Below are 12,284 nucleotides of genomic sequence, written 5' to 3'. Positions count from 1 at the left end.
ATTTGCACTCAAATTTTTCTCTCTTGATTATCCACACGAATTTCAGTAAAACAGATACAGTAAAAGCTCTGGCACTGTCCCTGGGTATGTTTGACGGAGTGCATCTCGGACACCAGTCGATTATTTCTGAACTGAATCTTATTGCTGAAAAAAAATCACTTCAGTCTGCCGTACTTACTTTCTGGCCTCATCCGAGATTGGTTTTCAATCCTGATGAAGATCTTCGTTTGCTGAATACACTGGAAGAAAAATCGGCGCTTCTGGAGCAGTTGGGTATTCAACATTTATTTCTGAAAGAATTTGATGAAGCCTTCAGAAATCTGACCGGAGAAGAGTTTGTAGAGAAAATTCTGGTCGAAAAACTCAATGTGAAATACCTGATGGTTGGCTATGATCACGTGTTCGGGAAAAACCGTTCAGGCAATTTTGAACTTCTTGAAAAAATGGCACCTGCATTCGGATTTGAGGTAAAAAAAATGGAAGCAGTGAATATTCACAATAAAAATATTTCATCAACAAAAATTAGAGCTGCGCTTGAAAAAGGTAACATTATGGAAGCCAACGAAATGCTTGGCTATCATTATCCCGTTTCCGGAACTATAATTGATGGAAAAAAAATCGGCAGAACCATCGGATATCCAACCGCAAATATTAAGGTAAACGAACTGAAACTTCTTCCAAAAAAAGGAGCTTATATTGTAGAAGCATTGGTAAATAATGAGCAATACAAGGGAATGCTGAGCATTGGAAACAACCCGACTGTGGGTGAAAATCCGCTAAGTATTGAAGTGTATATTCTGGATTTTGATCAGGATATTTATGGGCAGCAAATCACGGTTCATTTCCGGGATTTTCTTCATGAAGAAATTAAATTTGAAAGCATGGAAAAGCTGATCGAAAGACTGGATGAGGATAAAATACGAACCCGAAATTTTCAATTTTAAACAATTATTTAAAGTAAAAGAGTTCCGAAATACATTTCCTGAATTATCTGTTTCCAAAGGTTGCCTAAGGAAAATTATTCATCGAATTTTTTTGATAGCAATCCACCAGATGGTCACACACCATTCCTGTAGCTTGCATGTGAGTGTACATCACCGTAGAACCAAGAAATTTGAATCCTTTTTTCTTTAAATCTTTTGAAAGATTATCTGATACTTCCGTAGTTGCCGGAACTTCCTCTAGGGTTTTCGGGTGATTAATGATCGGTTTTCCGCCTACAAAACTCCAAATATATTTCGAAAAACTTCCGAATTCATTCTGCACTTCTATAAATTTTTGAGCATTATTAATAGTAGCCAGAATTTTCATCCGGTTGCGTATAATTCCGGAATTGTTCATCAGTTCTTCTACTTTCTTGTCATCATATTTTGTTATTTTATGAAAATCAAAACCGTCCAAAGCTTTTCTGAAATTCTCCCGCTTCTTTAATATAGTGTGCCAACTTAGCCCTGCCTGAAAACTTTCCAATACAAGAAATTCGAAGATAATTTTATCATCATACACCGGTTTTCCCCATTCATAATCATGGTAAATACGATAAAGATCGTCCTTTTCACACCAGCCACAACGAATTAAATTATTATTCATTTTAAATTTTAAATAAATCTACGAAATTTATATAATTCCCACATACCAGCTTTTTAACATCTTTTTAACAGGTGGGCGGAATAAAAATTGTGTTTAAACCAGTAACCAAATCACAAATATTAATTTTAAAATAACAATTATGGACAATCGGAATTATAACCGTGCAGAAGATGCGGTAAACAATGTAAAGTGGAAAGTAGAAGAATATGCAGACCGTGCAAAAGATTATATTCGCGATCAACGAGCAAAAAACCAGGAACCTACACAGGAAGGATGGTATGAAAGAGCGAAAGACAATGTTTCTGATGCTTGGGAAGACACTAAAGATGCTGTTTCTGATGCTTGGGAAAAAACTAAGGACTGGGCAGATGATGCTTGGGACAGCACAAAAGATGCAGCCAGTGATGTGAATAATGAAATCAATAAAGCTACCAACTAAAGAATAATTTATTCATGGAAGGAAGGTCGGAAGTTTTGAACTTTCGGCCTTCTTGTAGTTTGTAAAACACGGATTTTCCTTACATTTGTTTCTTAAATAAATTATTATGTCTTACGGATTACTTAAAGGTAAAAAAGGGATTATTTTCGGTGCACTGAACAGTCAGTCGATTGCGTGGAAAGTAGCAGAAAAATGCCATGAAGAAGGCGCGGAATTCATCCTCTCCAACGCTCCTATTGCGATGAGAATGGGCGAACTGAATGAACTTGCAGAAAAAACCGGTTCAGAAGTTATCGGTGCAGACGCCACTTCTATGGAAGATCTGGAGAAACTTTTTGATGCTGCCATAGCCAAATTTGGCAAACTGGATTTCATTCTGCATTCCATCGGCATGTCAGTAAACGTGCGAAAAGGTAAACATTATACCCAAATGAATTATGAATGGCTGAAAACAGGTTGGGATATATCGGCAGTTTCCTTTCACAAAGTGATGCGCGTAGCTTGGGATAAAGAATGCATGAACGATTGGGGTTCCATTTTGGCACTTACTTATATTGCTGCACAACGTACTTTCCCGGATTATAATGATATGTCAGATAATAAATCTTACCTCGAAAGCATTGCAAGAACCTTCGGATATTACTGGGGCGAAAAGTCAAAAGTACGGGTGAATACCATTTCGCAATCTCCTACCAATACTACGGCAGGAAGCGGCGTGAAAGGATTCGGCGGATTTTTTGGCTATGCCAATGATATGTCGCCGCTCGGAAATGCTACTGCAGATGAATGCGCTGACTATTGCGTAATGATGTTCAGCGATCTCACTCGGAAAGTTACCATGCAAAACCTTTTCCACGACGGTGGATTCAGCAGCACAGGAGTTTCCCAGAAAGTAATGGACATTTACGAAGAAATGTCAAAATAATAAACTTGAAATAAACGAAAAACCGTTCAGCGAGCTGAGCGGTTTTTTTCGTAGATTCTGAAGATGAAAGGAAAAATTAATTCTGAAAACATTCATTGAAAATAGAATTTGCAAACTCAAACTGTATCTTTTTATCCAAATCTATGTCTCTGTTTCCAACTTAAATATGTTTTTCACCGTTTATATTTCTCCAAAAATTTAAAAAGCTGTAAATTCGGACAAACTAAAATTGTATGTCATATTATCCGCTGAGCAGCATTCCCGATTATTTCGGAATGGACAGCTTACTTACTGAGGAACACTTACTTATACGCCAATCCGTCCGCGAATGGGTGGAAAGTTTCGTCATGCCAAAAATAGACGAAGCTGCACAAAATCACACCGACATTCCGGGATTGATGAAAGAATTGGGAAACATCGGTGCATTAGGCCCTTATATTCCGGAAGAATATGGCGGTGCCGGTTTGGATCAGATTTCCTACGGAATCATTATGCAGGAGCTGGAAAGAGGCGACTCGGCAGTACGTTCTGCTGCATCGGTTCAGAGTTCTTTGGTGATGTTCCCGATCAACGAATTTGGTTCAGAAGAACAAAAAAAGAAATATTTGCCACACTTGGCTTCCGGTGATTTGATTGGCGCATTCGGATTAACAGAACCTAATCACGGTTCCGATCCAAGTTCTATGGAAACATATCTTACTGATAAAGGTGATCATTATCTTCTGAATGGTGCCAAAATGTGGATTACCAATGCCCCGCTTTGCGACATTGCCGTTGTATGGGCCAAAGATGAAAACGGAAAAGTGCGCGGCCTGATTGTAGAACGCGGAATGGAAGGCTTCACCACACCGGAAACACACAATAAGTGGAGTTTGAGAGCATCCAAAACCGGAGAGTTAGTTTTTGATAATGTTAAAATTCCTAAAGAAAATATTTTACCCAACGTACAAGGTTTGAAAGGGCCGCTTTCCTGCCTGAACTCTGCTCGTTATGGAATTTCATGGGGTGTTATCGGTGCGGCTGTGGATTGCTATTGCACTGCGGTTCAGTATACCAAAGAACGGAAGCAATTTGGAAAACCTATTGCCTCTTTCCAGCTTCAGCAGAAAAAACTGGCTGAATTTTTAACGGAAATTACCAAAGCGCAGTTGCTTTGTCTGCAATTAGGAACATTGAAGAACGATCACAAAGCATCGCCGGCACAAATTTCTATGGCGAAAAGAAACAATGTGAAAATGGCCATTGATATTGCCAGAGAATCCAGACAAATGCTGGGTGGAATGGGAATTATGGGCGAGTTTCCAATGATGCGCCACGCTGCGAATCTGGAATCTGTCATCACCTATGAAGGAACTCATGACATTCACCTGTTGATAACCGGTTTGGATATTACGGGCATCAACGCGTTTTCGTAAATTTTAAAATCTAAATTCAATAAATGCCGGAGCGATTTTTCCGGCATTTATATTTTACATTAAATTCAGTTGACACAAAAACGTTACTCTTCAATCATTTTATCCTTAAATTTGTACAAAATCGTTTACTTATGCTCAACTTTGAATTTAAAAATCCAACGAAAATTATTTTCGGGAAAGGAGAAATACAGAAACTTAACAATGAAATTCCTAAAGATGTCCGTGTTTTAATTTTATACGGAGGAGGAAGTATCAAAACCAATGGGATTTACGAACAGGTACTTTCTGCATTGGAGGGTTTACAAATAGAGGAATTTGGCGGAATCCCAGCTAATCCGGAATATGAAGTATTGCTGGAAGCGCTGAAAGTTATTAAAGAAAAGAACATTAACTATCTCCTGGCAGTTGGTGGAGGTTCGGTGATTGACGGCACTAAATTTCTAGCTGCTGCGGCTATGTACGAAGGAGATCCGTGGGAAATTCTCAAAAAACCAGTGCGTATTTTTGAAGGGATGGCATTGCCTTTTTCCACCGTTCTCACTTTACCGGCAACAGGCTCTGAAATGAATTCCGGATATGTGATATCCCGAAGGGGAACCGGAGAAAAACTGTCGTCCGGAGGTCCGGGATTATTTCCACAAGTGTCTGTTCTGGATCCTGAAGTGGTTCGTTCCATTCCCAAAAAACAAATTGCCAACGGTATTGCCGATGCCTATTCTCACGTGCTGGAACAATATATGACCTACCCTACTTCTGCCACGTTGCAGGATCGTTTCTCTGAAAGCATCATGCAGACTTTACAGGAAATTGCGCCAAAAATGCTCAATGAAGATTTTGATTATGATGTTGCAGGCAATTTCATGTGGTGCTGCACGATGGCACTGAACGGACTAATTTCAAAAGGAGTTCCTACCGACTGGGCTGTACATGCGATGGGACATGAACTTACAGCACAATTTGGAATTGACCATGCCAGAACTTTGGCTATTATTGCGCCTTCACATTACCGATTTAATATAGAATCCAAAAAAGAAAAATTAGCGCAATATGCGGAAAGGATTTGGGGGATTACGGAAGGTTCAGAGGAGGAGAAAGCAGAAAAAGGAATTCAGAAAATGGAGACTTTTTTCCATAGCATCGGAATCCCAACCCGACTTTCAGAATACACAACAGCTTATGAAGGATGCGCGGAAAGAATAGAAAAAACTTTTGCTGAAAGAAACTGGATGCTGGGCGAATACCGAAAGCTCAGTCCTCAGGATGTAAAAGAAATAGTACAGATGAGTTACTGAGAACAGAATATAAATAATGAAAAAAGCCCCGATTGAAGGGGCTTTTTATTGTATTATTTTTTGATGAAAGTTCGATACTTCAGATAAGAGGCTAATGCCAATATCAGCATTCCGGCAGCTCCGAGGTAAACCCAGATAGGGACAGGAATCGGATCACCAGCAGCGTACGAATGCAGTCCGCTCAGGTAATAATTCACCCCAAAATATGTCATAATAATCGTAGAAATCGCTACCATGGCGGCTACGTGGAAAGCCCATCTTCCTCGCAATCCCGGAACCAGACGCATGTGCAAGACAAATGCATACACCATGACTGAAACAAAAGCCCAGGTTTCTTTTGGATCCCAACTCCAGTATCTTCCCCATGATTCATTTGCCCAGATTCCCCCCAGAAAAGTTCCCACCGTAAGAGCATACAATCCAATGGTAAGCGACATTTCAGAAACAATTGTGAGTTCTTTTATCGTTCTGTCGTTGTGTTGTTTGTATAGTTTTTTTGAAGCCAGAATATAAAAGATAAGACAAATTATTGCAATAACGAACGAAAGTCCGAAGAATCCATAACTGGCCGTAATAATAGCTACGTGGATAATGAGCCAATATGATTTCAGAACCGGCACCAACGGCGTTATTTGAGGATCTAGTGCTGAACCTCCGTGTGCAAAGCCCATCATAATAACTGCGACCATAAAGCCTGCTGCAGGAATCAATGCGTTGGAGTTTCTGTACAATGCAAATCCGGCGGTAATTCCGACCCATGAAATAAACACGATGGCTTCGTAACCGTTACTCCACGGAGCGTGGCCGGAAATATACCATCTTCCGATAAGACCTAATAACTGTAAAAACCAGCCTACAGCCCCAATATACATAATCGCTGTAATAACCTTCGTCAGAATTCGGCTTGGCCTGAAAAGTTCCACAAAGCCTAACACTACCAGTAAACCTCCAATAAGCGTATAGAAAATTAAAAGCCTGAAATTAATATCCACTTTATTCATGAATACTTCTACCTGCACCTGAGCATCGGATGGAACTACATTTTTTCCCCAGGTTTGCTGATAATCTGACAGTTTTTCCAGTTCCGCATCGGCTTTAGCCCAGTTGCCGCTACCTTGTGCATCGAGAACTGCAGAAAAATAAGGCCCCATTACTTTCTGGCTTTCCATATCCGGTTCAAAATTCTGATCCAGCCAGGAATGCCATGTGGAATTCGGATCATTTTTCACAGGTACAATTCTCATAAACTGGCCGCTGAAAAATTCATTAAAAATCTGAACTCTTTCGTTCACGGAAATCACTTCTTTATCATAATTGCTTTGTTCAGCCGGTTTCTTGGCAAAAGCAATGTTGTAATCCTCTTCCAAAACATAATGCAGGTTGCCGTTTTCATCGGAAGGGAAAAGATTCATGAGTGCAGTATAGCCTTCGTCGTTGGCTTTTGTTTTTTTCTTCAATTCATCGCCTCCTTTTGTCCCTACTTTAATGAGAGGAACCATCGTCCAGCTCGGTGTATCGGTATTCACAGAAAGAAACCACTGTTCTGCAGTAAGATATTTACCGTCAGTACCAGTGAATTTACTCTTTTTATAAAGTTTACGAAGAACATCCAAAGCCTGCGTACTCATCGGAACAATTCTCCCTGAATAATTCTGCACCAGGAGATAAGAAAACTTATCTGCATGTTCCCGGGAAATCCTGTTTTTTGAAATGGCTTCATCTGCAGAAATGGTTCTCATGGCAGAAAATGAACGTGCTACAGAATTTTGTTGAGGCTGTACTTCCGCCGGAGACGCCGTTGCTTCTTCATGAGCATGCGCATCATTATCATGCACGGTTCCGTCGCTGTGAACATGCGTTCCCGGTTGTGCCGCAGTCATGGTGGTATTATCCCTGCTTCCATCAGAAGTTCCGTGCGTTTCAATAATCTGAGCGTGAAGACCGAGGGTAAAAAGAAGCGCAATAACAGTTGCCGTTTTCTTTTTGTTCATATTCCTCAGCATCGAATTGAGTTTCCAGAAGTGGGTTCCTTTCCAGAAGAAGACAATAAACATCGCTGTAAACAGGAAAAAATAACCGATATAGGTCACCAAAGTACCCCAAAAATCATGATTTACAGAAAGTACAGTTCCCTGTCTGTCGGCATCAAAACTGGCCTGGAAGAAACGATACCCTTTATGATTAAGTACGTTGTTCATGTAAATTTTATAGGGCGTTTCTTTGCCTTCATCAATAATCTTCACGTGACTTTCATAAGCACTGGGAGAAGAACTTCCGGGATAGGTTTCCATCACGAAATCATCAAGTTTTAGTGCAAAAGGCGTGGTATACACTTTCGGGCCGAAGCCTACCATAATATTCATTCCGTCCAATGTAATCTGCTTGAATAAATTCGGATTTCCCCGCTCTACTACCAACTCTACATTCTGTTTTGTTTTCGGACCCTGAACCTCTACCATCATCGCATCAGGTAAGTTTTCATCCTTCTTTTTATCGCCTTCAAAAGCCTGTAATTTTCCTTTTTTGAGTCCGTCAGGAACCACGATTCTGGTTTCATTTATCGTATATAAACTTCTCAGGGAAAGTTCTTCGTAGACATTCTGTTTTACACTCCCGCTGTCTTGGGTTGCCATTACCATGTAATTGGCATCTACAGGAGTTTTGATAAACAATTTTCCGTTTTCGCTTTTAAATTCTATCGCTCCTTCAATAGGCCTGTTGTAGCTCACCAAAGTTCCACCCAAAGATTTACTTTCTCCGGGTTTGAGGTAATAATTGATTCTGCCTCTTTCACCGGCAGATACGAAATGGAGGTATTCTGTTCCGGAATTGTCAGCCACTAAACTGTCTTTTTTTCGCTGCACATAATCCAGTGTTTTTACAGAAATCTTTTTACCGTGATAATCATAACTGGCACTGAAATTTTTATGAAGCGGCGACATGAGATATGGAATTTCCTTGTAACTCAGGACATCTCCGTTTTCTTCAATCTGAATTTTAAAATAATTCTTATCGGTTATAATCTCGTTAGAAGTTTCCCCTTCGCGGATGTGCATGATACCTTCGTAGCTGATGTATCGGGTAATGGCACCGCCGATAAACAGGAGAATGAAAGAAAGGTGAAAAGCCAAAACCGGCCATTTTTCCCGTTTCCAAAGTCTATAGCGAGCGATATTTCCGATAAAATTCAAAATAAGAAGCAGCATCACAAGCTCGAACCATTTGGCTTCATAAACCAACGCTTTGGCTGTGGGCGTTCCATAATCATTTTCAATAAAAGTAGCATATCCCATTGCTGCGGCATACACCAAGAGTAGAACTGCCATTGTACGGGTTGAAATCAGGATGTTCTGAAGTTTTTTCATAAGAAGAGAACGTATTTCAGACGATGAAGTCCGAATTATTTTTTGGATGATGTGCAAAAATACATTCTATTAATTTAAAAAGCGAATTTGCAAAATGATTTTTGTCAATTTAACTTATCTGGAAATACCTACATGAGAAGGAATAGAAATAATAGTATCAAAATACGATGAACGTTAATGCTTTGAAGTTAAAAGAGCTACGTTCATATAATTTAGTGTAGTCATTACCCTCATGAGAGATTTGGGGTTTATATTCCATTGCATGTGTGCAGAAATTTTAGGATATTTGGAAGGCGACTGTCAACGTAAAAAAGAATTAAACAAAACTTCAATAATTAAATTTAAAAAAGATCAAATATGGAAATTCACCCAAAATATTAGTAGATAAGATGCTGAGCGCTTTTGCAGAAGGAAACGTTGATGCCATCGAAGAAACGGTTTCTGAAGATACGGTTTGGATTTATCATGGAACGCAGGTAATTCCTAAAAGCGAATTTCACGGTATAGAAGGTGTCAGTAAGTTTTTTACAAGAATTTTAAACAGAACAGAAAAGCTCAAGTTTGAAGCGGAGCAATTTATTTCAACAATACGGTTGTGATTCTCGGAAACAAACACCAAAGAAATGTTCCTGTTTCAACCCATTTAATATCGTATATTTTTGATTCAGAAAAAATTATCTTTGGTGCATGAATTTGTATGACCTCTTCCTGAAACCTTATGAAAGTTACGAAACGAGCCAGATTCTTCTGGAGGCTGCTGCCACTTTCTTTGGTTTGATCAGCGTACTTTTCTCCATCAGAAAAAACATTCTTGTGTACCCGACCGGAATTATTTCTACTGTTCTTTACGTGTATATTCTGTATGCTTTTGGGTTAATGGGCGATATGATGATCAACGGATATTATACCGCGATGAGCATCTACGGCTGGATATTATGGTCTAAAAACACAAATGACCATATCCATGTAAAAGTTTCCAAAACCAATAAAAAAGAATGGCTGCAGAGTGCTATTCTGTTTATATTCAGTCTGATATTGGTGACACTCATCTATTATTGGAAACCCGTTTTTGACGATCATGCAACTCCCGGACTGGCTTATCTGGATTGGGCCAATTGGCTGGATGTGCTTACAACGGCCATTTTTTTGGTAGGAATGTGGTTGATGGCGAAAAGAAAAATTGAGAACTGGATTTTCTGGATTATCGGAGATCTGGTTTCTGTGCCGCTTTATCTCTACAAAGGACTTGGAATTACGAGCGTGCAGTTCCTAATATTTACCGTATTGGCCGTTATCGGTTACCGCGAATGGAACCGGAATCAGAAAGTGTAATTTCAGGAAAACATTAAAATCAGGAAAGCGGCGGAATGAGTATCTTTGCCAACCGAAATACTCCAAAATAAAAGCCTGATTCATGAAGAGCATTACATTTTATAAATACCAGGGAACCGGAAACGATTTCATTATGATCGACAACCGGAATTTGGAATTTCCCAAAAACAGCAAACTTATCAAAGAAATGTGCGACCGGCGGTTCGGGATAGGAAGTGACGGACTGATTCTTGTGGAAAACGACCCTGAATCTGATTTCCAAATGGTGTATTACAATGCCGATGGAAATGAAAGTACGATGTGCGGAAACGGCGGAAGATGTATCGTGGCTTTTGCTTCTTTTCTGAATATTTTCGAGGAAGAATGCACCTTCAATGCGGTGGACGGACTTCATGAAGCGAAAATAAAAAATGAAACCATATTGCTGAAAATGAAAGATGTAGATCACATTTCCGAAACAGAAAACGGTTTTGTTCTCAATACAGGCTCGCCACATTTTGTACAATATGTAGAAGAGCTTGGAAATTTTGAAGTTTTCAATGAAGGAAAAGCGATACGGAATTCTGAGAAGTTTCGGGAAAATGGCATTAATGTCAATTTCGTCGAAGTTCAGGATGAAAACAAAATCTTCGTGAGAACTTACGAACGCGGCGTAGAAGACGAAACCTACAGCTGCGGAACCGGAGTTACAGCGGCAGCACTCACCTGGCTTCGGAATAAAGAAGCGGATTCCGTTCAGATCATGACTCTTGGTGGCATTCTTTCTGTATATGCAGAGCAATTTCAGGGCACTTTCATCAATATCTGGCTGGAAGGTCCGGCAAAACAGGTATTTAAAGGTGAAATCCTCATTTAATTTTTCCAAAGTTTAATTTTTAAAAAAATGAATAAAAAACATACCGTTTTATTCCTCATTGTAGGCATTCTATTGACTTTAGGATTATTTTGGGGCTACAGCGAATACAAGAAATATTACGGAAATAATGTAGAGAAGGAAGGGTATTTTCACATTCCTACCGGTGCTTCTTTTCAGCAAATTCTCGATTCTGTGGCGCCTTATGTGAAGAATAGGGAAGCTTTTGAGGAAGTGGCGAGAGATAAAAACATGAACCGCATTTTCCATCCCGGAAGATATCAGATCAAAGAAGGGAGTAACAATACCGATTTGGTGAACATGATAAAAGCAGGAAATCAGTCGGAACATGTTTTTAGGATCGGGGATTTTGGCGATGTTTACCAAATGATTGGCCGAGTTTCCAGAAAAACTGAAATAGATTCGGCAAAGTTCATCTCAGAACTCAATAAAATTGCACAGGAAAAAGGATATAAGAATGCAGAAGACCTCAAGAAATATTTTTTTATTGATACCTATCATTTTTTCTGGACGGTAAAACCTTCGGAGTTTTTCACAAGATTTGAGGATCAATATGAGAAATTCTGGACTCCGGAACGTGTTGCCAAAGAAAAAAGCAGCGGACTTTCACGCGACGAGATTTATGCGCTGGCTTCCATTGTTTACAAAGAAAGTGGCGGAAAACCCGATGAGCAAAAGACAATCGCCGGATTGTACCTGAACCGGGTACGTAAAGGAATGAAACTTCAAAGTGACCCGACGGTCATTTATGCCATCAATCAGGACAGTGGATTTAATCAGAATATTAAAAGAGTTTTGTATAAACATTTGCGTCATCCTTCACCGTATAATACGTATGCAAACGCAGGAATCCCACCAGGACCGATCTGTATTGTGGATAAAAATTCTGTGGACGCTGTTCTGAATCCGGAGCAACATTCTTATATCTTTATGGCTGCAGATCCCGACAAACCCGGTCTTCACCGCTTTACTGCCAGCGATACGGAACATGCTGCCAATGCAAAAGATTATCAGGAATGGTTGAATTCAAAAAACATTCGTTAATATTTTTA

Annotated in this window: 11 protein-coding genes; 9 read left to right on the top strand and 2 right to left on the bottom strand. The window is 39.6% G+C overall.

What is annotated here, in order from left to right; all coding sequences use genetic code 11:
* Positions 1-23 precede the first annotated feature (23 nt).
* Positions 24-944, top strand: a complete 921-nt coding sequence (locus tag DQ356_RS07800) for a bifunctional riboflavin kinase/FAD synthetase (protein WP_114303923.1) — start codon at positions 24-26, stop codon at positions 942-944.
* Between the two features lie 64 nt (positions 945-1,008).
* Here DQ356_RS07800 and DQ356_RS07795 read toward each other — a convergent pair whose 3' ends face one another.
* Positions 1,009-1,590 (bottom strand): DNA-3-methyladenine glycosylase I, encoded by a 582-nt coding sequence (locus DQ356_RS07795; RefSeq protein ID WP_114303922.1) that lies wholly within the window; start codon positions 1,588-1,590, stop codon positions 1,009-1,011.
* 139 nt (positions 1,591-1,729) lie between these two features.
* Here DQ356_RS07795 and DQ356_RS07790 point away from each other — a divergent pair, with 139 nt between their 5' ends.
* From DQ356_RS07790 to DQ356_RS07775, 4 genes are all read left to right on the top strand, one after another.
* On the top strand, positions 1,730-2,029 hold the full coding sequence (locus tag DQ356_RS07790) for a hypothetical protein (RefSeq protein ID WP_114303921.1): 300 nt from the start codon (positions 1,730-1,732) through the stop codon (positions 2,027-2,029).
* 106 nt (positions 2,030-2,135) lie between these two features.
* Positions 2,136-2,954: an enoyl-ACP reductase FabI gene (locus DQ356_RS07785; RefSeq protein ID WP_114303920.1), complete on the top strand. Its 819-nt coding sequence runs from the start codon at positions 2,136-2,138 to the stop codon at positions 2,952-2,954.
* Between the two features lie 233 nt (positions 2,955-3,187).
* Positions 3,188-4,369, top strand: a complete 1,182-nt coding sequence (locus DQ356_RS07780) for an acyl-CoA dehydrogenase family protein (protein ID WP_114303919.1) — start codon at positions 3,188-3,190, stop codon at positions 4,367-4,369.
* 131 nt (positions 4,370-4,500) lie between these two features.
* A complete protein-coding gene (locus DQ356_RS07775; protein WP_114303918.1) occupies positions 4,501-5,661 on the top strand; it encodes an iron-containing alcohol dehydrogenase in 1,161 nt (386 codons plus the stop codon).
* A gap of 53 nt (positions 5,662-5,714) precedes the next feature.
* On the opposite strand, the gene ccsA is transcribed toward DQ356_RS07775, so the two are convergent.
* Entirely contained in the window at positions 5,715-9,026 is a 3,312-nt protein-coding gene (gene ccsA / locus DQ356_RS07770; RefSeq protein ID WP_114303917.1) for a cytochrome c biogenesis protein CcsA, read from the bottom strand.
* 389 nt (positions 9,027-9,415) lie between these two features.
* Between ccsA and DQ356_RS07765 the strand changes: the two genes are divergently transcribed.
* The 4 genes from DQ356_RS07765 (at position 9,416) to mltG (ending at position 12,276) form a co-directional block, all read left to right on the top strand.
* The gene (locus DQ356_RS07765; protein WP_114303916.1) at positions 9,416-9,625 is read left to right on the top strand and encodes a nuclear transport factor 2 family protein; all 210 of its coding nucleotides are present in this window, start codon (positions 9,416-9,418) and stop codon (positions 9,623-9,625) included.
* A gap of 88 nt (positions 9,626-9,713) precedes the next feature.
* Positions 9,714-10,358, top strand: a complete 645-nt coding sequence (gene pnuC, locus DQ356_RS07760; protein ID WP_114303915.1) for a nicotinamide riboside transporter PnuC — start codon at positions 9,714-9,716, stop codon at positions 10,356-10,358.
* Positions 10,359-10,440: 82 nt separating this feature from the next.
* Entirely contained in the window at positions 10,441-11,214 is a 774-nt protein-coding gene (gene dapF, locus DQ356_RS07755) for a diaminopimelate epimerase (RefSeq protein WP_114303914.1), read from the top strand.
* 27 nt (positions 11,215-11,241) lie between these two features.
* Positions 11,242-12,276 (top strand): endolytic transglycosylase MltG, encoded by a 1,035-nt coding sequence (mltG, locus tag DQ356_RS07750; RefSeq protein WP_114303913.1) that lies wholly within the window; start codon positions 11,242-11,244, stop codon positions 12,274-12,276.
* Positions 12,277-12,284 lie beyond the last annotated feature (8 nt).

The sequence above is a fragment of the Chryseobacterium lacus genome, assembly GCF_003336205.1.
GTDB classification, from domain to species: domain Bacteria; phylum Bacteroidota; class Bacteroidia; order Flavobacteriales; family Weeksellaceae; genus Chryseobacterium_A; species Chryseobacterium_A lacus.
This window is presented reverse-complemented; position numbering and strand designations above follow the sequence as displayed.